Annotated in this window: 19 protein-coding genes and 2 rRNA genes (1 of these 21 only partly in view); 2 read left to right on the forward strand and 19 right to left on the reverse strand. The window is 48.3% G+C overall.

Annotated features, from left to right (window positions below):
- Positions 1–1,125: ribosomal RNA gene (locus ACRRSW_RS02715) — 23S ribosomal RNA — on the forward strand; it begins 1,763 nt to the left of the window's first position.
- Positions 1,126–1,236: 111 nt separating this feature from the next.
- A 5S ribosomal RNA gene (gene rrf / locus ACRRSW_RS02720) occupies positions 1,237–1,352 on the forward strand.
- A 245-nt stretch (positions 1,353–1,597) separates the two neighbouring features.
- Here rrf and ACRRSW_RS02725 read toward each other — a convergent pair.
- The 19 genes from ACRRSW_RS02725 to ACRRSW_RS02815 form a co-directional block, all read right to left on the reverse strand.
- On the reverse strand, positions 1,598–1,831 hold the full coding sequence (locus ACRRSW_RS02725; RefSeq protein WP_432460788.1) for a hypothetical protein: 234 nt from the start codon (positions 1,829–1,831) through the stop codon (positions 1,598–1,600).
- Positions 1,818–3,758 (reverse strand): hypothetical protein, encoded by a 1,941-nt coding sequence (locus ACRRSW_RS02730; RefSeq protein ID WP_432460789.1) that lies wholly within the window; start codon positions 3,756–3,758, stop codon positions 1,818–1,820. Before ACRRSW_RS02730 ends, ACRRSW_RS02725 begins: the two co-directional genes overlap by 14 nt.
- Positions 3,759–4,148: a hypothetical protein gene (locus ACRRSW_RS02735; RefSeq protein WP_432460790.1), complete on the reverse strand. Its 390-nt coding sequence runs from the start codon at positions 4,146–4,148 to the stop codon at positions 3,759–3,761.
- A gap of 2 nt (positions 4,149–4,150) precedes the next feature.
- Positions 4,151–4,549: a hypothetical protein gene (locus ACRRSW_RS02740; protein WP_432460791.1), complete on the reverse strand. Its 399-nt coding sequence runs from the start codon at positions 4,547–4,549 to the stop codon at positions 4,151–4,153.
- On the reverse strand, positions 4,546–5,874 hold the full coding sequence (locus tag ACRRSW_RS02745; protein ID WP_432460792.1) for a hypothetical protein: 1,329 nt from the start codon (positions 5,872–5,874) through the stop codon (positions 4,546–4,548). Before ACRRSW_RS02745 ends, ACRRSW_RS02740 begins: the two co-directional genes overlap by 4 nt.
- Before the next feature lie 8 nt (positions 5,875–5,882).
- Complete coding sequence (locus ACRRSW_RS02750; protein ID WP_432460793.1) at positions 5,883–9,290, reverse strand: hypothetical protein; 3,408 nt, start codon at positions 9,288–9,290, stop codon at positions 5,883–5,885.
- Positions 9,287–9,673 (reverse strand): hypothetical protein, encoded by a 387-nt coding sequence (locus ACRRSW_RS02755; protein WP_432460794.1) that lies wholly within the window; start codon positions 9,671–9,673, stop codon positions 9,287–9,289. Before ACRRSW_RS02755 ends, ACRRSW_RS02750 begins: the two co-directional genes overlap by 4 nt.
- On the reverse strand, positions 9,670–13,098 hold the full coding sequence (locus ACRRSW_RS02760) for a tape measure protein (RefSeq protein ID WP_432460795.1): 3,429 nt from the start codon (positions 13,096–13,098) through the stop codon (positions 9,670–9,672). The genes ACRRSW_RS02755 and ACRRSW_RS02760 overlap by 4 nt, the downstream gene beginning before the upstream one ends.
- 68 nt (positions 13,099–13,166) lie before the next feature.
- Positions 13,167–13,922, reverse strand: coding sequence for a hypothetical protein (locus ACRRSW_RS02765; protein WP_432460796.1), 756 nt, complete (start codon positions 13,920–13,922; stop codon positions 13,167–13,169).
- On the reverse strand, positions 13,919–14,332 hold the full coding sequence (locus tag ACRRSW_RS02770; protein WP_432460797.1) for a phage tail terminator protein: 414 nt from the start codon (positions 14,330–14,332) through the stop codon (positions 13,919–13,921). The genes ACRRSW_RS02765 and ACRRSW_RS02770 overlap by 4 nt, the downstream gene beginning before the upstream one ends.
- Positions 14,332–14,757 (reverse strand): gp436 family protein, encoded by a 426-nt coding sequence (locus ACRRSW_RS02775; protein WP_432460798.1) that lies wholly within the window; start codon positions 14,755–14,757, stop codon positions 14,332–14,334. Before ACRRSW_RS02775 ends, ACRRSW_RS02770 begins: the two co-directional genes overlap by 1 nt.
- Complete coding sequence (locus ACRRSW_RS02780; RefSeq protein ID WP_432460799.1) at positions 14,754–15,143, reverse strand: HI1506-related protein; 390 nt, start codon at positions 15,141–15,143, stop codon at positions 14,754–14,756. The genes ACRRSW_RS02775 and ACRRSW_RS02780 overlap by 4 nt, the downstream gene beginning before the upstream one ends.
- A gap of 70 nt (positions 15,144–15,213) precedes the next feature.
- On the reverse strand, positions 15,214–16,134 hold the full coding sequence (locus ACRRSW_RS02785) for a Mu-like prophage major head subunit gpT family protein (protein ID WP_432460800.1): 921 nt from the start codon (positions 16,132–16,134) through the stop codon (positions 15,214–15,216).
- A 64-nt stretch (positions 16,135–16,198) separates the two neighbouring features.
- Positions 16,199–17,320: a phage protease gene (locus tag ACRRSW_RS02790; protein WP_432460801.1), complete on the reverse strand. Its 1,122-nt coding sequence runs from the start codon at positions 17,318–17,320 to the stop codon at positions 16,199–16,201.
- 213 nt (positions 17,321–17,533) lie between these two features.
- Complete coding sequence (locus tag ACRRSW_RS02795; protein ID WP_432460802.1) at positions 17,534–18,685, reverse strand: hypothetical protein; 1,152 nt, start codon at positions 18,683–18,685, stop codon at positions 17,534–17,536.
- Between the two features lie 150 nt (positions 18,686–18,835).
- The gene (locus ACRRSW_RS02800; protein ID WP_432460803.1) at positions 18,836–19,867 is read right to left on the reverse strand and encodes a glycosaminoglycan attachment site; all 1,032 of its coding nucleotides are present in this window, start codon (positions 19,865–19,867) and stop codon (positions 18,836–18,838) included.
- 366 nt (positions 19,868–20,233) lie between these two features.
- Positions 20,234–20,590, reverse strand: coding sequence for a hypothetical protein (locus ACRRSW_RS02805; RefSeq protein WP_432460804.1), 357 nt, complete (start codon positions 20,588–20,590; stop codon positions 20,234–20,236).
- A gap of 116 nt (positions 20,591–20,706) precedes the next feature.
- Positions 20,707–21,168: a phage virion morphogenesis protein gene (locus tag ACRRSW_RS02810; RefSeq protein WP_432460805.1), complete on the reverse strand. Its 462-nt coding sequence runs from the start codon at positions 21,166–21,168 to the stop codon at positions 20,707–20,709.
- Positions 21,168–21,365 carry a hypothetical protein gene (locus ACRRSW_RS02815; protein ID WP_432460806.1) on the reverse strand — a complete coding sequence of 66 codons (198 nt, stop codon included), beginning with the start codon at positions 21,363–21,365 and terminating at the stop codon, positions 21,168–21,170. Before ACRRSW_RS02815 ends, ACRRSW_RS02810 begins: the two co-directional genes overlap by 1 nt.
- Positions 21,366–21,367 lie beyond the last annotated feature (2 nt).

Raw genomic sequence — 21,367 nt, forward strand, 5'->3', positions numbered from 1 at the left:
ATTAAAAACACAGCACTGTGCTAAATCGAAAGATGACGTATACGGTGTGACGCCTGCCCGGTGCCGGAAGGTTAATTGATGTGGTTAGCGCAAGCGAAGCTATTGATCGAAGCCCCGGTAAACGGCGGCCGTAACTATAACGGTCCTAAGGTAGCGAAATTCCTTGTCGGGTAAGTTCCGACCTGCACGAATGGCGTAATGATGGCCAAGCTGTCTCCACCCGAGACTCAGTGAAATTGAAATTGCCGTGAAGATGCGGTGTACCCGCGGCTAGACGGAAAGACCCCGTGAACCTTTACTACAGCTTGACACTGAACATTGACCCTACATGTGTAGGATAGGTGGGAGGCTTTGAAGCGTTGTCGCTAGATGATGTGGAGCCGACCTTGAAATACCACCCTTGTAGTGTTGATGTTCTAACGTTGTCCCGTTATCCGGGATGCGGACAGTGTCTGGTGGGTAGTTTGACTGGGGCGGTCTCCTCCCAAAGAGTAACGGAGGAGCACGAAGGTTGGCTAAGTACGGTCGGACATCGTACGGTTAGTGCAATGGCATAAGCCAGCTTAACTGCGAGACAGACACGTCGAGCAGGTACGAAAGTAGGTCATAGTGATCCGGTGGTTCTGTATGGAAGGGCCATCGCTCAACGGATAAAAGGTACTCCGGGGATAACAGGCTGATACCGCCCAAGAGTTCATATCGACGGCGGTGTTTGGCACCTCGATGTCGGCTCATCACATCCTGGGGCTGAAGTCGGTCCCAAGGGTATGGCTGTTCGCCATTTAAAGTGGTACGCGAGCTGGGTTTAGAACGTCGTGAGACAGTTCGGTCCCTATCTGCCGTGGGCGTTTGAGAATTGAAGGGAGCTGCTCCTAGTACGAGAGGACCGGAGTGGACGAACCGCTGGTGTTTGGGTTGTTATGCCAATAGCATTGCCCAGTAGCTACGTTCGGAACTGATAACCGCTGAAAGCATCTAAGCGGGAAGCAGGCCTTGAGATTAATTCTCACTAGGACTTTAAGTCCTCTGAAGGGCCGTTGGAGACTACAACGTTGATAGGCAAGGTGTGTAAGTGCTGTGAGGCATTGAGCTAACTTGTACTAATTACCCGTGAGGCTTAACCATACAACACCTAAAGGGTGTTGCTTATAGATACTTTATTTTAGAAACCAAGAGTGCTTGTTATGCTCGTGGGATATATCAGTTTTTTCGAATGTTAAAGACAACAAGTTTTTGCCTGGTGGCAATAGCGTTGTGGAACCACCTGAACCCATGCCGAACTCAGAAGTGAAACGCAACTGCGCCGATGATAGTGTGGGGTCTCCCCATGTGAAAGTAGGTCACTGCCAGGCGCCTATTTTAAAAACCCAGCTATGTGCTGGGTTTTTTTATGTCTGAAATTGCCATGTGAAAGTAGGCTGGATATTGCCAGACACCTATTTAGAGAAAGCCTATCCTTACGGATAGGCTTTTTTTATGTCTGAGATTTAGCTGATGCGGGCTGCGAAAATTGAAGTCTGATCCTGCGATAAATCAGATAAATGCAGTTTTCACTATATGAAGAAGCCTTTCAGGATATGAAAGGCTTTTTTGCTTTCTAGACTTCGACTCTTGCGTAGGGAAGTTCGGGAAGAATTTGGACAATCACATCATCTTTCACCAGGACGAGAGCATTTACTGTCACGCTAATATTGCTGCTGACTTTGTATTGTGAGTCTTGAGTTTGAACTTCGACTAAGCCATCACCAATCACATTAGTTACGGTTGCTCGATAGTAGCTGCTTTTGGGTAACAGTCTTTGAAACTTCTGCCAAGGGTTAATGGTTGCCATAGTAGTGGATCTCCAATGTTGGACTTTGCCAAACTTGAGTGATGGACTCCGCACTGATCTTGTTGTGAATACACAGGCCAGTTTGTTGGCCATTGGCTGATTTAATACGGCAGAGTTGTCCAGGCTTAATGAGTTCACTGAACTGCTCGGGTTGACTGAGGGGGAGCTTGAGCCCCAGTAGCTCTATCTCACCGCTATCCGCCATTAAGTTGCGGGCGCGCTCGGCATTCACCTGATGACTTTGCGCTAGAGGATCCGAGACTTCGCCAGCGCTTACGTCGCCAGCAGAGCCAGCTTTCACTACTTCGGTCACGACCCCATAGTTAGTGCCTGCGATAATTACGGTATTGATCTGTTGGCTGGTTTGATTCTCGGCACTTTCGGTGACCAGCAAATCCTCATCGATAACATGATCACATTCTTCATCGGCCAGTTCGCCCCATAACCAAGGGGATACCCGATAGCGCGGTTGTACCGCTATTATTTTAGTCATGGGATCGGGGCAGAAGATCGCGCCACTGGCCTTGGCTATTTCGGCGAGTACTTCGATGGGGAGTTTATCCCGCCATTGATAGCTTGCGGTTGCAAGTAACCAATCAGGGCTTAACTCGTCTCGGCTTAAACCAAAGCCTAAAGGGTTGAGTTGTTGTTCGGCAAGCTGCCAGGCATTAATGGCAGTAGTTACGCTACCACTACTTGTCTGCGCATAGGGTGAGCCAAGGTACTGGCTTAAGCTGTTGGCTTTAAATTGATATTGGTTACCCGTTTGACTGCGAACACGTCTAAAGTCTCGCACGATAAAGCGCCATTGCCAGCCGTTGATTTCTAATATTAGCTGCGCCGGTGTAGCGGAACTTTGGCGTAAGTATGGCACTACGGCATCCCCCTGTAAGTTACCACTGAGTTCCCAAGAGAAGCCATCAATGTCTAAGCTAATGGCCACATTGCTTGGGTGCAGTGCCACCAAGCTATCGTCGCTTAATTCTGCGTAACAACTGATCTGATTCATGATGATATAAGCATCCAGTTCAATGGGGTGAAACTCTAATTGCGCTTGGGCTAGGCGCAATTGTATGAAGTTGAGAGGGAAGTATTCAGGCTCTGGTACTGGTTCAGTCGGTGGTTGTGTTATCGGTCTTGTTCCATGTAAGGGACCTTCGGCCTGCTCAAAATAGGCGCGCCAATGTTTATGGTTGCTCGCACCATGGCCTGCGAAGCTGTGCCGCTTAAGATAAATTGCGAGTGCATGACCAAATGATTGTTGGCTGGCTTGATAAGCCGCATCTGGATTTAACCAGTCGCCTTGAGTTGCGGCAAAGGTTGGCAATCCATATTCCATTGCTGCTGTATAGCTTTGAGCAACACGAAAGGGGTTAAACCAGTATGTGGTTAAGGACATTTGGTTTTTGCAGGACTGTTCCCAAAGATCCCGTTTGGCTTGGGCGAGTTTGGGGCTATTGGCATGCTTGCTTGATGTGGTTTGTTGATGAGGGTGGGCTTGATGGTAAAGAGTTTGGTTCGTGCCTTTCACTAAATCAGCATCTGAAAAGTGAAAGCCATGCTTGCGCCTTAACTGCGCCGCCTTAGTTGTCCAAGTTCCCGCATTTAAGCGCGCTCGTGGTGCGCGATTAACATTAATGTCATAGCTCAAGCTGCCTTGAATATTTACCTGGTCCGTCGTGATTACACCGTTTAACTTTACAAGGCTTGAGACAAGCCCCGATACACTTAGTGGTTTGGCTTTAATGGTGCCACTAAGCTCTAATATTTTTGGAGCGCCGCTCCCCATCGAAAACTCAAGGCTTCCGTTACTCGTGTACTCGGTTGTAAAATTTAAACGGGCATCTTCTTGCCGATAATTTTGCTCGCCAGCGTCGTTGCTAAAACTTAGCGTTGCTTGAGTTTGACGACTTGCTCGAAACTCCATTTAAACGATGGCCCAATCGCTTAAGCGCAAATAAGCCCCTTGATAGACCTGGGTCGATTCAATTGGCAGTTTTAAATCACCATTACCATTTACGCCACTCACATCTAAGTCACCTGCAATCTCACCAGTGGGTTTGAGTAATCGCGCCCAACTTAGTTGGCCTGTCGCAAGCAACATGGCCTCATCCAAGTTTTGCATGGTCATGACGCCATCGGCAATTTGCTGATAACAGGGGCTTGGTAGCGCTAAGCTCAACAATAGCGTTTGCTTGGTGACTTCGGCTAAATCCAAAGGGCGCTCACCACTATAGAACTGAATATGTCCGCCATTTACCGCTTCCCCAATTAGCTGCAAACGGGCGTTATTTAAGTCTGTAGATAAGGCCAGCATAATTAAGTCTCGTAGGCGGTTGCTTGCTGATAATCGGCAGCGACCGCGTTATATTCCGCTTCACCATATTCGGGTTTATCTTGGGCGATGAGCATGTAACGCCAAGTTAAACGCAGCCCATCGAAGCGATAGTTACCATTGGCATCGCTGCGGGTTTCCGCTACCTTGTCGCCGCGCTGGGTATAACAAATCACTCTACGGTCGGCAGCTGGAAAAGTGTTCATGGTAACAGTGCTTGCGATATAGCCTAAGCCTCGATGAGGGGCCTTATTTGAATATATGAAATTCTTTGGGCGACATAGTTGTGGCTGAAGCGTGACCGCTAAGGCATAGCCAGCGGCTTGTTCACGACTTTGAGCCATGCCCCATGCAAAGCCGCCAAGGGTGAGAATATTGCTCATAAACGCCAGCCTTTATCACCAATATCTAAGCCGATAGACTTCTCATATTTGAATTCACCAGCGACTCGCTGTTTTCCGACTTCATTAGCGGCGATACTCTCTATGCCAAAATAGGTGACGAATCTTACCAAGCGTTCAGTTTCTTCTATGCGCGGCTCGAGGTGACTAATATTTGTACCACCTGATTCATCATACAGTGAATAGTAGGGCTCAAAGGACCCCGGCATTGTTCCTCGTAGGCTCATTCCTTTGTCAGAGTCACGGCTAGCGCTTTTATTTTTATATTCAAATACAGGGATTTCACCTTGGCTTATATAAACGCCTCCATCGGGCGCATTTCCGCTTTGCATGCCGGTACCTGAACATATAAATATTCCTCGAGTGAGAAATTTGCTAGGCGACTTTAGCTGAGTATAAGCGCGTGCTAAGTAACGATAATCTGTGTGGTTTGCACTACATAAAGGGTTGTGGTGAAAGGCAGTCTGAGAGGCTTGCTGGTTGTAGTAGCCAAAATCATACATTGTACTGTTTAACTCTGGATAATATTCGTAACCCATAGAGTTCACCACGCAGTGATAGAGATCGTTAGACTTTAAGCTATTTATATAACCAGCGTAATGGGGTGAAATGTGGCCGTTATAGCCGGTAGAAAAAAACAGGTAAAACATGCCATCATCGGCAACTAAGTTCCATAGTTTACGTTGATAGATAGAGCTACCACCAGTGTGTGAGGCTGGCCAAATTGCTTCAGTTTCCACGTCATAGTTGTTGTAATCACTGACGTTGGAAACGAGAGATATTTTGGCGACGAGACATAAAGTAGAGCTATTCCCAAACAGGTTTTTCCCCTCATATTGCTCGGTATCATTATTTGCCACTCGAATCATCACATTGCCGTAGTCGCTACCAGTATCAAATACCACCACTTTGCCATCGGGGCTTTCGCTAAACACCGACCAGCCAGCAGAGGCTACCTTCATACTCGCCCCCGTTACAGCGCCCGCAGGGCCTGAATTCAGCTTAACGCGTACTTCGTTGGTGGTGACGTTAGTGACCCGATGTTCGCCGTTGTAGGCCGCATCACTGGCATCGTAAATTTCGATGATGCTGTCGAGTTTATACTGATGGCCGTTATCGAAATTGGCCACCGCTTCGCTGCTTGTCTCATCATAAGTTAAGTTGGCAATAAGTTTATCGCCAAAGCCCGTGACCAGACAGGCTTTAAGCATCGCCACAAAGTTGCCGTTAATATTGTCCCAGGTATCATCAACCGTGGGGGCACCCTCAAAATTGGAGTTAAACCATTTCACTGGATGATTGCTCATTGTCGCTCCTATTGCTGTTGTTTATTGATGTTGCCGCGTAGCTGCAGCGAAAAATCATCGTCACTCACACTACTGTCACTTTGTAAGATGGTGCGGATATTCCAGAACGGAAAAATAGCGCCGTGGCTGTTAAAGCGCAGCACATAACCGGCTGCCCAGCCGCTGCCCCAGCCATTGGCTGGAATAGTGAAATAAGGGGTGGCTGAATTGGGATTAATGGGGCTGCAATCGGTGTTTATATTCCCCACTGCAATTTGGCCAACGTGCTCGCCGATGATCTTAAACGCAATGTTTGAGGTAAAAATCAGCGCCCAGCGTTCGGTAATTGCACCTTCATTGGTGAGAGTTAGTGCAAAATCAGCATCATTAAAGGCGGCGTTGGTCACATTGCCAATCACGCTGTCAGACCATTCGCCCGTCCAAGTTTGTTGGTCAAACAGGCTTGAATAGCGCGCCCATAAGTCACCAGCAATGCACACACTTGAGACATAAGCAGTTCCCGCATCATAGTCATGACTTATTGGTTTCGCGCAGCTTAGTTCGCCGCTAATATCAACATCTCTGAGTAACAGTAAATCTTCCCAGCGCCACGAAAGAGTGACATCTTGAGTAGGAAAATCAGCCGCCGTGGTGAGCGTTCCTGCGTCTAGGTCAATACTAAACAGCGCATCGCTTAGCATCTCGCCGTGACTGTCGAGTAAGCTGATTTCCGCGCAGCGACTGTGCTGGCAATCTTCAGTTTGGTTGGCATGCAGTGCGGCAATCTTGCGTTGCTCGCTTTGATGAACCACAACCACATCCCCAACGGTATAAATTGGCACGCGGCCATCGGTGGGTAAGCGCACAGGGTCAAGGCCAATCAGCTCGGAATTTAGTGGTAAATAGTTATGTACAACACAGTTATAACGCACGGTTGACGCATCAAAAGGGACCAAAGTGTTGAGGTGGATCACCCCTGTTTGATAATCAATATGCCCATGAATGCTGTTGCCAACAATGTCACCTTGCTCATTTGCTGCAGCACTTCCTAAGTTGGGGATATCAATATATAGGGATTGTGAAGCAATGGGTGCGCCAGGGGTTCTAAAAACAACTTTGGAGTCAAAAGGTTCGCTCACAATGGTGGTGGTGAAGCTTTGTAAATGACAGCTATAAGGCCCCGCTAGCCATTGCTTAATGGTGATCTCGCCATTAAAGCGATCGATAGAACCTGCTTCAATACCTAAACCTGTAGCGGTAGAAAATTGATAGTAGAGTTTATTACTTTGCTCTAAATAGGTTTCCCCGTTGAGCGTGAAACGTAGTGAGCCGCTGGTTATCTGTTCTCTATCTTGCAGCCCAAATTGTAAGCTTAAATTGGGCGTCAAATTCATTTGGATTGACTGCGTTTCGCGGGCCACAATATAGGTCATGGTTTGTTCTTGCGGAGTCACGGTCGTTACGGCTTTGGGTACATAGCGGCGCGCATAGATGCGATCCGTCAGGGTATACCATTGTTGCTGTAATACTTTACTGGCGGTAAATGTAGCGTTTATATTTAGTTCACCGCTGGCATAGTCGACCTGACCAAGCACATCGCCCAAGGGATTCACTAAATGACCATTGCCATCATCACGAATGGTGTCTTCAACGATTAATTCGGGCCATTGGGCTTTGCTCTGGTTATAGGCATCGAAATCTAGATTTTCGCCCTTTAAAGAAAAACGCAATGAGCCAGGGGTAAGCGCCTCACCTAACTGAACCAATAAACTATCAAGCGTGAGTAGTTGTTTTATTTCGTCGCCCACTTCGTTATAACTCAGTCGGTAAGTCGTGTTTGACGCGGGGAGGAACAACGGCTGCCAGCGCAGCTTTTGAGGGCTGAGAATTTCTAATTGACCGTGGCTGAGATCGGCTAAGCTGAGCTGTTTGTCGTCCCATTCAATGAGCACACTCGCAGGACTCATTGCTTTTCGGTTTTCTGCTTGATACACAAACCAAGCTTGGTTGGTATCAAAATCATTACTTCGGTCGACATCGCTCGAATTTACCGACCACTGTAAAATCAAATAACTCCCTACATCGGGTAAAGCGCCTAGGGTGATGATCAAGGAACCTGTCGTGGCGTTCAGAGAACCGGTGCCGATGCTGCTATCTACGCCCTGTAAAATGCCGTTACCGCCATCGGTGAGGCGATACCATTTCCCTTGGGCCATATAACTTAAGCTTAAGCTAGCGGGGGCTGGCGGCTTTTCAAAGGCGTAGGTATAAGCATAACCACGGGTTTCGCTGGTAATCGCAATACTGTCGGAAAAACTATAGTTCTCTGGTGCGGCGGCAGGCTCAAACTGTAACGCGGCGACTTGCCCACTGTAGTCCGGGCAACTACTGCTAAAGTTGAGTAAGCCTTGTACATAATCAATGCTACCAACCGCCAATTCCCCCAGTTTTAGGGTGCCATTCGCATCAGCAATCGAGGCACTGCCAATGTTAATATTCAGAGTTCCTGGCAATACACTGGTGCCTATATATAAAGGCTGATTGGGTGCAATGTTGCTGCTATTCATCTGTACGGTTTGGCCATTGCCTGTTGCGATTAATGTGGCCAGTTGTCCCGCGACATTTAAATCGATTAAGGGGGTTTCTGAGCGCGCCGAAGGCACCAGCTGGCTAAAAATACCTTCTGTGTGCAGGGTCATATCCCCAAAGTTGGCACTTTGTTTTAAGGCGCAAATGCCATAATACTTACTGGCATTGGCTACTATCGTTGTGTGTATCGTGGTTTTATCGTTGGCCGCTGCTAAGTCAGTGGCCTCATTCCCTTGAAAGGTATAACGTAGCGGCTCGCTAATTTCACAGGTCACCACGCGGCGCTTGAAGGTATAATTTTGATTATTTCGAAGTACAGTAAAGCTGCGAATATCACTGTCAACACGCACGATTCGAACATATTGCTCTTGTTCTTCAGCGTCGTTAGTTTGCAGCAAGCTTAAGGTTTCGTTTACGGCTGGCTGCTCTGCACTAAGCGAGAGCTGCAACACAATTGCACGTTGTCCCTGTAATTGATCGCCAAGCAATAAACCGTCGAAACGAATGGACCGCGCCAAATAGCGCTCAATTCGATCTCGAGCCTCGCTGCGCTCATCATAGTGATCGCCAGTACTCATAATTGTGATGGACACCGACTCATCTTGTGGTGGGCTTAATAGTGCTACGTTGGCCCCAAGGTATTGTTCGGCGGCACTGCTGGTAACATGCAAGAAGGTCTTTTTAATGTCCACGGAGCCATAGGCGCGGTCGAGATCGGAGATATCACTAAAAATACTATTGTGTTCACCATCGAGAATTTGTTTGCCGGTGATACGTCCGCCACCGTCTTCGGTATCGGTCATACGCTGGGCTTTCATAAGCTTGATGTCGGCGCTGTAAATACTCATTCAAGTACCTCTATTAATGCCAGTTTAGTGAGGGTGTAAGCGTCGTTGGCCGCATGGCTCATGCTGTCACTATGCAGTGGCCGCAGTAACAAATGCTCGCTTTGGCTTAAATCGAAACGTACCGTAAAACTTCGACCAGCAATGTTTAAATGCATCGCTTCGGCTTGGTCTCGCAGGCTGGCGATTTGCGCTGCTGCAGTGCGACTCAGCCAGCAACTCTCGGTACTGCCAAGCAAGGTGATGGGCCGACCTTCCTGCATCTGGCCGCGTTGTAAAATCACCCGTCCGGTGAGTGAATCTTGGCGAGTTTGCTGGATGGCACAATAATCAAAATCGTACCAATACAGGCCTTCGGGTAAGGTCAGAGAATCAAGCGTTATCATGTGCTGGAAAGTCCTGCTTGGCTGAGTATGTCGAGTAAGTCGGCTTTGCCGCTAGCATCGGTGGTGACACTCACGCTGCTATCGCCATAGCGTAATAACACTTCCACGGTTTCGCTTGTGACACTTGGGCTGGTCGAGGGTGCAATCACGGTGCTGCTTGATTTCGCGCTGGCCTGTTCTACTGCTTGTTCGGCTTTTAAGTCGTTTAGTTTGTTTTGGTGCAGTTGGCTTTGCAGCTGAATCGCTTGCTTCAAATCACTGGTGGCGCTGTTATCACCCGTTTGTTTAGCTTGCTTGAGTTGCGCTTCTAGTTGGCCAATGGTTTGCTGGTAGTCGCGGTTTTCAAGGGCGACGGCATTGCCCAGGTAGCGGTCGTTGGCATCTTGGGCAGCGCGCAGCGCATCTTGAGCATTGTCGCGCAACGACGCCATAGCGCTGCGGGCACTATCGATTTGGCTGCGCAAGTTAGAAAGCGTGGCGCTGTCTAACTTATCCATTGCACCAAGGGCTTGTTCGGCTTTATTGATCAGCGCTTGCGAAGGCGCTTGCGTATTGGCAACCCGAACTTCCCATTGGCGAAGTAATAGCACCTGCTTGGCAATTGCAAGGCTGGTTTTATCATAAGCAATTTGCTGCAGTGCCATTACCCCCATATAGCCGGTGCGAGTGACTTTGCTATTAAAACTCATCCGGTCGGTGAGTTCATCAACATGGCTTCGTAAATCACGGATGCTTAAACTCACTGCATCGGTGGCATCTTTTGAGGCCCATTTACTGCTCACACTAAGCACCGTCTCGTCGTTATTTTCTTTGATTGATTCAGTGAGTTGGTCGATTGAATTGCTTAAGTCATCGGTGCTGTTTTTAGCAGTATCGTTCGCTTTTGCCTGATTGCTTGCTGCCGTCTTTACTCGGCCATAACTTTCAGCCAAGGCTTGGAGTTGTTTGCTCAAGCCTAAGGCGGCCGCTTCTGATTGCAGCAAGCTGGGTGGCACTTGGCCACTGGCTTTCGCGGCTGCAATGGCCGACTCGGCATAGGCAAGCCAACCGGCTTTTAGATCTTCGATGGGCGCGTGACTGGCAATTAGCTGGTCGATGGCGATGCGGTTGGCATTGGCTGCTTGGTTGAGCGCCGCCGCGCTGGTAATCCCTAATTGCTGGTAGGCGTGAGTGGCCAAGCTTGCGGCACTTGCGAGCTCTTTTCCCAAGTTAATGCCGCGTTGTTGTAAAGTTTGTAACTGTTGCTCGCTGAGCTTGCTCTGCGCGCCGAGTGTTTCTAGCGCCTCGCTGAGTTGGTCGAGTTCATATTGATTCCTGGCTGAATCAAAGGCTTTATTGAGGTAAGCATATACCGCATCACCAGAGACTTGGCTGGCAGCAATCAGGGTATCTAGGCCTTGCTCGATGCCTTGAAAGCTCTCGCTGGCACGGCCTTCGAGAGCTTCAAAGTCTAAGCCTAAGGCTTTAAATGCAGGGCCTAATTCGGTATTGGCGGTGGTTGTGCTGCGCTTTGCTGCCGCATTAATTTCATCGAGATATTCGGCCGCCGATTTCGCCTTAGTCGCGATTTGGCTTAAAGGCGCAGCGCCTTTTTGCCAGCTTTGAGTGGCTTGGTTAAAGTGGATAATCCCTTGGTCAATCAACTGTTGAAAATGCTCGGTATCGCGGATCACTATTCCTAACGATTCTGACAGTGCAGCATAGGCCGCTTTAGTTTGAGCAATTGCTTCGGTGGTGGTCGCCTCTGACTCACTTAAAGCTTTTTTAGCTGCCACCAAAGCATAAGTGACTTGGCCGAGTTCAATGATTTTGCCGATGGATTCAAGCACCGCCACCGCCAAAACGCCTTTTAAGACCCCGGCAAATGCCTTGGCTTTGATGCTAGCGGCACTGATGGCGCTGCCAAATAAGTTGAATTTTGTTGCCGTGGCGGTGCTTGCGAGCGCGCTTGCCTGAAGTTGTACCACCAGTGTTTTGAGTTGCCCCACCCAAGACAGTAACTTTAAACCCGCCCAGGCTTTGCCAAGTAGCAGCAATTCACCGCGCCAGGCAAGCACCTGGCTCACGCTGCTTTTAATTGCTTCGCCAACTTGAATGATGCCGTTTGAAACGCGCTTGGCCCAGGCTTGTAATTCACCATTGGCGGCCATGCGATCAAACTCATCATTCACATATTTGATCTGAGCCTTTAGCCAATCCAGCGCACCGTTGTCGCTAACCATTTTGTAAAATTTGGCTAAGTTGTCACGCGTATTAGAAATGAGTCCGCTGAGTAGGCTCATATTGTTTGCCGCTGCGCCTTGGCTCCCACTGGCCATCTCGTCCATTAGTGCCTGAATGCTATCGCGACCAAGCAGCCCTGCAGTGCTTAGTTTTTGTAGCTCAGCGGTGTTTTTGCCGGTCGCTTTTTCTAACAGCTCCCACACCGGTACGCCGCGCTCAATTAGTTGCAGGATCTCTTCACCCTGTAGCTTTTGTTTGGCCCAGGCCTGGCCGAGGGCAAGCGAGATCCCTTGCGCTTCTTGAAAACTGCCGCCTAGTTTGTAGGTTTGGTCAATAATGCTCTGCATTGACCCATCCATGGGATCGAGACCAAAGGCTTTGAGTTTGACAAAAACACGGGTCACTTCTTCTAATTGCAGCGGGGTATTTTTAGTGAAATCTTTAATCCAGGCACTGGCCTGTTTTCCGCCTTCGATACTCCCCATCACGGCTTGCAGCTGGGTATCTAAACGCTCGAACTTATCGCCAGTGGTAAACAGTTCGATAAGCTTTTGTTTGAGAACATTTATCCCTAAGTAGGCGCTCGCCATGGCGAGCAAGCGCGAGGTGGTGGTGCGAATTCGCTCTCCAAACTGAGCTTGCTGGGCGGCATTTTTTTGGGTCGCTTGGGTATTACTACGGGTTTTTGCGGTGTTGGCGGTGGCGCTGTTGTTGAGTTGTTCCAATTGATTTTTAAGTTGCTGGGCGCGGGTGTTCAAGTCGCGTTGCGCCTGGCTAAGCTGCTTACTGGCGATGCCAGCATCACTTAAGCTGCTGCGGCTTTTCTGTAAACTTTGGTTCTGCTGTTGATAGGCCGTTTTAGCCTTGGTCGCGGCTATTTTGCTTTGTTCAAATTGCTTGGTGAGCTGTTTGTTCGGTGTTTGCGCCTGGCGAATGGTTTTGGCCAAGGCTGCAACTTGCTGCTGTGCCTGCTGCCATTGTTTTTCGGCTTCATGGGTGGCGTTTTTTTGCTGTTTAAACGCAGTAATCGCCTGTTCTTGCTGACCCAATTTGCTTATTTCTGCGGCGAGGGCCTGCGCTTTCGGATCGGCGTTTTCCGACTGATGACCAAACGCATCGACTTGCTCCGATAAATCGCTAATCGCCTGCTTACCGGTGACCGAAGCCTTGATTTTTAACGCGAGCTCTAACAGCTTGTTCATGGATCGATGAGTCCTTAGGGCAAAAAAGACAGCGGGGCGTGGTTCTCCACCGCTGCCAAAGGCAAAACTTAAGCGCTGTGTTCGCTATAGCTAAAGGGAGCTGTTTCACCGGCTGCCAATACGGCGGTGCCTTTTAGGGCGGTACTCACAAACTCATCGGCCATAAAGTCCACCGCAGCACTAGGCGCTAAGCTGGCCTTGGGAATGCTTAGAGTCGCGGCTTTGCCATTGGTGAGGTTGGTGCCTTCTAGCAAAATCTCACACACCACCTGTGGTTTCAGGCCGCCCCGCATTAAATTGGCAGCGGTGGCATTAAAGTCGTAACTGAGCTTGATGCTTGCACCTGCAGCCAAGGTGCCGCTTGGTGTTGCTCGCACCAGACCCGCGGCATAGTTCACTTCTATGTCGGCCACTACATCAATCACACTGTCATCACTGGCCAGCTTGGCACTTAAGCCTTCTGCGCCTAAGTTACTTTTTAGCAGCTTCACCCAACGGCCATGGGCGGGTAAATTCACGGTCTCATCGCTGCTATTGCCGCTGCCGATGTTCACGGTGCTCACTTCGCCCAGTAAGGCCATGGCGAGAATGTCTGCGGGGGCATCATCCATGGCAATCTCTAGCTCAGTCGGTTTGGCAGTGACCACCGTGTCTAGGGCTTGGCCGCGACTTTGTTTTTGTTTGCTGATGCGGGTTTTTTCTTCGCTGGGGGTATTCACCGCCAGCTTGGTCACGTTAATCGGGCCGATAAAACCGGTTTTAGCGCCAGTGTCGTCAAAGCGGTTAATGAATACATTGCCTGCCAGTAATAAGCCGTTGCTCATGCTTGTTCTCCTTGGTGAGTAAAGGTGGTGGTAAAGGCTAAGGGGTAGTAAGCAAAGCCTGCATTTACGCGAGGCTTGGCATTGGTGTTACAGCGAACAAAGGGACTAAAGCCATCGGCCTTATGACCCATAATTTTTTTCAGCACCTGGTCAATTAGTTGGCCGGTTTGTTGGCTGTCGGGGCCAAGCCGTACCGCAACCACCACTAACCAAGTTTGTTTTACCTTACTTAACTGACCGCCTTGGGCGTTGTTGGGCAGTTGGTCACCGGCGTACAACACATGGGCGCAGGGGGCGGCCTGATTGCGCTCGTTTAAGGCATCCATATTGGTGCTTAGGTAAACCTTACGCAGCGTGGTGAGCTGTTGTAAGCGCTCGGCTAAGGCGGCCTCGGCGGCGAGGTAGTTCATCAGATAAAGCCCTTGCTTTGGGCGCGACTAAACACTGTACCGGCGCTGCTAATCTCTGGCAGGTTGGCGCTGGTGGCCACTGCGCCTTCGGGATCAACACCAAGGCTCAGTTCGCCTTTGCCAACGCTGTGCAGAAACTTTAGCGCGGCTTGATAGCGTTTTTCGATGGGCTCGGGGGCATGTTCATTGCTGAGCTTATAGCGCGCCATATCACAGCAAAGGCTTTCTAATACCGCTGGGGTTTTACTCAGCGGTAAGGGGTAGCGGCCCGCTAAGTAGCCATCAATTTCGGCGCTGGCATCACTGAGCGCCTGCGCCAAAGCGGGCTCATTTACGCTGTCGCTACGGCCATCGTGGTTGCTGAGCAAAATTAACTCTTGCTCACCAAAACGGCCAAGCATTTGCGCAGAGCTGGCGTAACTCACAGGGCTTGCTCCTGCTCGGCGCAATAGCTTTGCCAGGCGCTATGGCGCTCTGCTGCGGTGATTTTTCGGCCAAGCAGCTGTTCCAGGGCATCAATTTGCGGCAGGCCTTTGCTGGTGAAGTGCTCGGTGTTGGCTGTTTCGAGCAGGTCGAACGCCTCGGTGATCGTTATAGCGCTATCCACGCGGTCCTGAACCATGGCCCCTTGCGGGTGGGATGCAGTAGTTGTGGGCGCTTGCTTAATAAGCAATACCGCATCCGCTTTAATCGCGGCCAACTGCTCAGGCTTAAGTTGGTCAAGCGGTAAGATATTGTCGCCGGACTGGAACACCAGCCCACCACGGCGGTAACCAGAATGGCGGGTATTTTTAATCGTAATCGTCTGCATAACATAGCTGCTCCGAGTGGTGTGGTTGGCGCGGGTAAATCCCGCGTATGAATCGCGTGGTTTTGGGGCGCTATAGTTGCGGCACCACCAATAGGCTAAATTTTCCCTTGAGTTCGTTTTGCACGGTGGTGCCGTTTTCATCAATTAAGTCGCGCTCTAAAATTTTGCGCGCGGCCTGTTCCAGGCTGGCGGGCACCACCAGTAAGCCGGGGCGGATCTTGAGGGTTTTGCCGCCATCGCGCTTAAAGGCGGTCATTTTTTCATAGCTGTCCCAGAGGTTGCTGGCGTTTAAATCCCGTTGATTGGCAAAGGCCATTTGCCAAAAGCCAAAGCCTGCTTCGCAGCGCATATCACAGCCAAATTGATACTCGTTTTTGGTCCATACAGCGGGGTCGCTTGGGTTAAACAGAGTGTTTAAATCGAGCTTGCGCCGCTCTTGAAAAATCAGCGGTTTTAGTGGGCGGCTGGTGTCGAGCAAGAACCAGGGCTTACCGCTATATACTTCGTTAATCGCCATATTGGCGACGGATGTATCTGCGCCACTGCCATCATTCTTGGCATTTACGGGATGCTCGGTATCAAAGAAGTTTTGGCCGTCGTAACAGGCGGTGGTAAAACCGTCGGCCAGCAGTTGAAAGACCAAATCGTCGGGAAACTCCTGGCCCTCTTGCGCCAGCATTTGCACCATGGGTTTGTAGGTGCCGATGGTGTCGTCTTCAACATCTTCTCTGCCAATGCCTATGGTATTTTCAAAGGTGCGGTTGGTAATTGAGTAGCCATGTTCTTTAATCGAGTTAATCACCCGTTCGCCAATCCATTCCCGAAAGGCTGGCATCGCGCCAAGCCAAGCATAGGTATTGCTTTTGGTGTTACTGGGCACCACGCTGGCCACCTGCAAATATTGCGGCTCAACGTTGGATAAGGCGTTTTGAAATTCCATGCGCACCATGGTTCGCAGGGCTTGTAAGGTGGCAGAATTAATCGCGGCCATGTAGAACTCCTTGGTCGTGCCAAATGCTTTTGGCAAGGGTTAATCAAGCGGGGTTAGCCGCGGCTTATTGGCTCGCCGAGTCGGCGGCTTTGGCTTTTGCATAGTCTTCGTGACACAAGCCCCAGGCGTCGGCCAGCTGTTGTTCGTCGACCGATAAGGCCGCCAGTGAGCTATCGGTGTTGGGGGGCTCAACGGTGCTGGTTTGTGGCTTGGTTAAAGCGTGAATCGGGTTACGGGCCGCTAAATGCGCGCTTAAGGCAGCGATGCCTTGTTGCTTGCCCAGGGCGGTTAGGTAGTCTTGCTCACAGGCCAATACGCGGCCTTCATCCAGCGCGGTTTTTACGGTTTGCTCGATGGTGAGTTTGCCGTTTTCGGCGCTTAGGCTGGCGAGTTGGCTGCAGACTTGTTGGTAAGTGGTCACCGGCACATATTGGCTTAAATCTACATTTTCGCCTTTAGGTGGCTCGGCACTTAAAGCGGCCAGTTGGCTTTGTAAGCCTTCGACTTGTTCGGCTTGTTGGTTGAGGGCGGTTAAGGCGGCAAGTACCTGCTGGCCTTGTTCGGCGCTGAGTGCGGCGGCATTGGCATCAATGGTAATGCCTAGCTTGGCGCACAAATCTACTAACCACTGTGGCATGGTGGTGTCTCCTTGGGGCTGGGGTAAGTGTTGGGCGGCGAGATCAACTAAAGGTTGCATCCCATCGACGCCAGGGCGATTGGTGAGTGCGGCGCTGTGCAAAAACTGGGGTTTTCCATCGGGGCCATAGGCAAACACCGCACTGAGATATTTGTATTCACCGGCGTCGAGCATGGCGCGAGCTTTGTCGGTCCAGCGCGGCTTAATAAATAGCCCTTGGCCTGCGCGGTATTGGCTGTCGCGGATGCTAAAAAAGCCACTGGCGGGGTTGGCTTGGCCGTTCTCGGCGGCGCGTAGGGTTTGGTGTTCGTAGTCGATCACCAAATCGCCGCTTTGGTGAGGCGTCGCCGCTAACATAGCCTGGGCGCTGGCAGCATCTAAATGCCAGTGGCCATCGGCAGTATCGGTTGGGCGGCCGTCTACGGCTTTAAATTTGCCATGTGGCAGAAGCTGCACCCAGCCATCATCGCTAGTACTAAGCTCGGCGCTAAGAACCGCGAGGCTGCAAGGGGTAAGTGCGTTTAAGGCCGCAAGCTGAAAGGTTTTCATGCAGCCAGAGTAACTGGCTGCATGAAGGAAGGATTTTAAAGGGGTTTAGAGATTAGGGGCTTGTCGCACGACTCAATGACATGATCTGAAGAGTGTTCTAAATTGTTTTTGGACAGAACCTTGTTAGACTTGATGATCTAAAAGAATACTTCCAGATTATGAAAAGTATGTTGATTCCTTGAATGTTTGTTAAGCAGCTTTTTTACGCATCAACTACTCATAGTTAAACATGCATTTAATTAACTGATGTAGTCGATGCATTTCACGGTATGATATGAGTATTTTTCTCATAAAATCAATGAAGTACATTGACTCTGCTTTCTCTTGTTTTATACCTTCTTTCTTAGGGTAGTAAGTGATAACTTGAGAAGTATCATCATATTCCGCTTTGACGTGCGCAATTGAGTTGCGGAGCTGATTATTAATTGCATTGTCACCAATTTGGTACCAACACTCGTCTAAATGAGTGACTTTAAATCCATATGGTAGGTCTGCAAATTGGTTGAGCGACTTCGGCGTTGCCTTTCCAACATCTTTAAACTTATTATGATCTTTACGATGAATAATGTTGTTAATTCCTGCGACCAGAACGAGCTGACGAGACAGAATTTCAGAGATATCTTTGTATAGATCTTTGTACTTTTGAAAGTCATCTGTAGACACCCTAAAAGCAACCAGCTCTTTATCGTAATCGGTGTCAAAGTCCAGAAATAATGCAGGTCTAAATGCTAACTCGCCTGCCAAAATTTGCGGGTAAATTTCTAAACAATCTTGCTGTGTATTCTTTAAAAAATCGGTTCCGATAATCTCTTCAAAAAAGGCATCAAATGCCTCAGCGTCGGAAGATAATGCATCCTTAATACCTTTCATATGAATAGCAACAGACTCTGCATTCTCGGATGGCATTGAAAAAGGAGCAAACACTTTCGCTATCACGCAGTATAGGGCTAAATTTACATCTTGAGGCTTTTCGGACCTTAGAGTTTCTCCAAACTCTTTTTCACATAACCGTCCAAATAGATTCACGTTTTTTGAGTACAAACGTAGAATACGCTCTAATTCTTTAGTTTTCGAATGCAATATGTTCAAGCCATTCAATCTGGTATTGTGAATGCCAAAATTTTCATGACCAATTCGACCCACAGCCTTTAAAAATGGTGTATGCCCCATTTTGTACTCACCAAAAGTAACAGGAAAATCTAGGTGTAGATCGACAAATGGATACTCGTTAGTAAAAGGTCCGTCAAACTCAACTGCCTTAGCCCCTTTTACTTTTACTCCTTTTCCATCTTCAATATCTATATGGATCGCCTCGCCACAACTTGGGCAACAAAATCTTATTGGTTGAACATCTCTGTTAGACATACCTATTCTACAATCAACCAAACTTTCACAAGTTGTACATTCAAATCTTTGGTTAAAATTCATTTTTCCTACCAAATTACCTAGCTACTTACAGCTTGCAACCGCGGTAAATTAAGAGCCTAAGTGATTAATTTTCTGTCTGCTTACTTGTTAAACATCGCCATGTACGACTGCACTCATTAATTGTCTCAATAAAAGAAAATCGTCCGGTGCAATGACATCCATCATTCCTGTTTCAGGAACCACAAAGTATTGAGCTACTCGTCCATGATTAAAAGTATTTACATCCAAAGGGTGCTCTGCAAATGGGTTGTGTAAGATATGTAATCCATCTGCAATATCTTCTATATAATCGGCTTTCATAGAATTACGCATCTCTGGGAAGATACTGTCATCAACAGGTAAATGACTAGTATGATAGACAGTTTGAGCACTTGGATTATCTGCCAAAGCACGAATTTTACCCCAAGTAGCTAAAGAACTATAAATTACAGCGCTAACATCTTTGAATTCATCCGTAGTGAAAAGACCTAATGGTATTGTGGCATTTTCATTTTTTATCACAGCATCAACTGGATATTTAATTAATTCATTCGCACCAGTTGCAATCGTTGTTTCTTCATCAACATATAGCCCATATAAGACTGCGACAATTGCTCTATTTACAGCATAGTGTGAATAAGGACGATCAAAGGATGCCAAACCAATAACATAGGGTTTATCTTTTACATGTTCCAGTTTGGAGTAACTAGTTCGGTATTTTTTTATTTTGGATGAAAGGCTATTGGATATTCTAATTGCTGATTGTTGATTGAAAGCAGCAAAATCCGTTGGCGCAAAATTTTGAGAATGTCCAGCAGGTGCTTCTCCGCCTTGAGGGGGGGCTGCAATTGTTGCTTCTAGTACAATAGGCCTGTTTAATTCAGTTATAAAATCTGGAGCATGCTTAGAAAAGTCTGTATTAGCGCCAAGTTCATTTAAAAATGCATTAAGATATAATTCCCACATAGACGATTCGAAAGTAGTCTGGAATTCATACACAAACTTTCCATCTCTATCCTCAAATCCTTTAGCCCATGAGTTTAAAACTTCTCGTTCAGGTCCATATTGTTTTTGAAGCATCATTTTAAATATTGGATGTAACTTTTCATCCTCTGCTATAGGTGTAAATAAATCCATCATAACCCCACGATATTGATGTGCTACTTAATATGTTGTTTCAGCAGACATTGTCTTTACAAGATTTATAGAAAATACCGACTCCTGTCATGCAACACACTATCACCACAGAGTTCACTCATTCTGAACCCGACAAGTTACAGATCATGTCTGGATAAGGCAAAATGCACAACTAGACTCATAATCTGCTATAAGAAAAAGTAGGTCAAGAACTAGTGAGAGAGAGTTGTCAATGCTCCCTGTCTAGCTTGGAATGGGGCAAAAGAGAGTCGCAATCGCTCACCTTGGCTCGCAGCTGAATAACAGTTAGGATTTCACGTCTGTAAAGATTACAGTCTTTGTTAACGGCAAAAAGTCTGGCTAAAGGACCTACTTCCATTTAGCTATCGCATTGGCCTGACAAGACGTGATTCCAGAAAACTCATTGCGCCCCATCGATATACGAATGCGCTGCTCATTGATTGGCTTAATTTCTTTTCCAACCTTATCTGAATGCTCCCACGCAATGGCCGTAAGTTGGCTTTTACAAGCTGTCGCTACAGCATCGCTCTCTGGGAGGAATTGAAAGCGGGAGTAAAAAACCGTAATGCCGAAACCATCTTCGCGTTTCTCGATACCGTATTCTGTATCTTTATCGTAGGTCGAAAGGGGGATATTGGTATGACTGACAGGTGCTGCACATCCCGTACTCAAAATGCCGAGAACAATTGCTATCAATCCTTTCATGTATTTCCGTCCTTGCGTACCAAGTAAACAAACCGTTCATAAACGTTTCTAAGCCTATTTTGCCGTCATTTACAGCTTTGTCTATAGCGTTATCGCACAGAAAGGGAAGAAAGGGCTTACAAGGCCGCTGAGAGATGTTGGTTTAAGATCTCGAAAATGGCCTGCTCATCATCTTGATTGATACCTAAAAACGGTCGCGCGGGGATTTCTACATTGGGGATCATGCTATTGGGGCTGGTGGTGCCACCAAACTGCATCATCGCGGCATAGACTTGGTTGGAACCAAATAGCAGTTGTTCATCATTGGCTTGGTAGCTGAGGTGGTCGCGCAGAATATCGTTAAGCCGTAAGATTTGGTCTTGCAGTTTTGGCTTTAAGGCTTGGGTGCTTGGGCTTAGGGCTTGCCATGCTTCGCCCTGTGGGCTTTGTTGCTGGTCGAAGTGCTGGCGGTGGCTCAGTTGCAAATGTTCGCCAATGTCTTCGAAGGCGGGACGCAGTTGCTCGGTTTGTTTGAGCAGCTGGTTTAAGACTTGGCGAATGCTTTGGGTGTCGCCGAGCTGTATTTGGATGCCAGCCATTAGATCAGTTCCTCGTCCCAGGCTTGATGAAAGGTTTCTTCATCGGCGGCGGCAATGAAGGCTTCCCAGAGGGCGGCGATTAAGCGCTGTTCTTCACCGGTTGCTTGGTCTTCTAAGCGCTGTAATTGGCGAGCCGTTTCAAGGTTTATGCTGTCGGTATCGGCAAATAGGGCTTGTGCTTGTTGAAATAATTCCATTG

Source organism: Agarivorans sp. QJM3NY_25 (assembly GCF_050870875.2).
GTDB lineage: Bacteria > Pseudomonadota > Gammaproteobacteria > Enterobacterales > Celerinatantimonadaceae > Agarivorans.

Excerpts from the sequence above, each read along its gene's own strand:
- ACRRSW_RS02755 (WP_432460794.1), bottom strand. The coding sequence starts at position 9,673 with ATGATAACGCTTGATTCTCTGACCTTACCCGAAGGCCTGTATTGGTAC.
- ACRRSW_RS02740 (WP_432460791.1), bottom strand. The coding sequence starts at position 4,549 with ATGAGCAATATTCTCACCCTTGGCGGCTTTGCATGGGGCATGGCTCAA.
- ACRRSW_RS02770 (WP_432460797.1), bottom strand. The coding sequence starts at position 14,332 with ATGAACTACCTCGCCGCCGAGGCCGCCTTAGCCGAGCGCTTACAACAG.
- ACRRSW_RS02800 (WP_432460803.1), bottom strand. The coding sequence starts at position 19,867 with ATGATGGATTTATTTACACCTATAGCAGAGGATGAAAAGTTACATCCA.
- ACRRSW_RS02805 (WP_432460804.1), bottom strand. The coding sequence starts at position 20,590 with ATGAAAGGATTGATAGCAATTGTTCTCGGCATTTTGAGTACGGGATGT.
- ACRRSW_RS02745 (WP_432460792.1), bottom strand. The coding sequence starts at position 5,874 with ATGAGCAATCATCCAGTGAAATGGTTTAACTCCAATTTTGAGGGTGCC.
- ACRRSW_RS02725 (WP_432460788.1), bottom strand. The coding sequence starts at position 1,831 with ATGGCAACCATTAACCCTTGGCAGAAGTTTCAAAGACTGTTACCCAAA.
- ACRRSW_RS02790 (WP_432460801.1), bottom strand. The coding sequence starts at position 17,320 with ATGAAAACCTTTCAGCTTGCGGCCTTAAACGCACTTACCCCTTGCAGC.
- ACRRSW_RS02730 (WP_432460789.1), bottom strand. The coding sequence starts at position 3,758 with ATGGAGTTTCGAGCAAGTCGTCAAACTCAAGCAACGCTAAGTTTTAGC.
- ACRRSW_RS02760 (WP_432460795.1), bottom strand. The coding sequence starts at position 13,098 with ATGAACAAGCTGTTAGAGCTCGCGTTAAAAATCAAGGCTTCGGTCACC.
- ACRRSW_RS02810 (WP_432460805.1), bottom strand. The coding sequence starts at position 21,168 with ATGGCTGGCATCCAAATACAGCTCGGCGACACCCAAAGCATTCGCCAA.
- ACRRSW_RS02815 (WP_432460806.1), bottom strand. The coding sequence starts at position 21,365 with ATGGAATTATTTCAACAAGCACAAGCCCTATTTGCCGATACCGACAGC.
- ACRRSW_RS02795 (WP_432460802.1), bottom strand. The coding sequence starts at position 18,685 with ATGTCTAACAGAGATGTTCAACCAATAAGATTTTGTTGCCCAAGTTGT.
- ACRRSW_RS02750 (WP_432460793.1), bottom strand. The coding sequence starts at position 9,290 with ATGAGTATTTACAGCGCCGACATCAAGCTTATGAAAGCCCAGCGTATG.
- ACRRSW_RS02780 (WP_432460799.1), bottom strand. The coding sequence starts at position 15,143 with ATGCAGACGATTACGATTAAAAATACCCGCCATTCTGGTTACCGCCGT.
- ACRRSW_RS02735 (WP_432460790.1), bottom strand. The coding sequence starts at position 4,148 with ATGCTGGCCTTATCTACAGACTTAAATAACGCCCGTTTGCAGCTAATT.
- ACRRSW_RS02785 (WP_432460800.1), bottom strand. The coding sequence starts at position 16,134 with ATGGCCGCGATTAATTCTGCCACCTTACAAGCCCTGCGAACCATGGTG.
- ACRRSW_RS02765 (WP_432460796.1), bottom strand. The coding sequence starts at position 13,922 with ATGAGCAACGGCTTATTACTGGCAGGCAATGTATTCATTAACCGCTTT.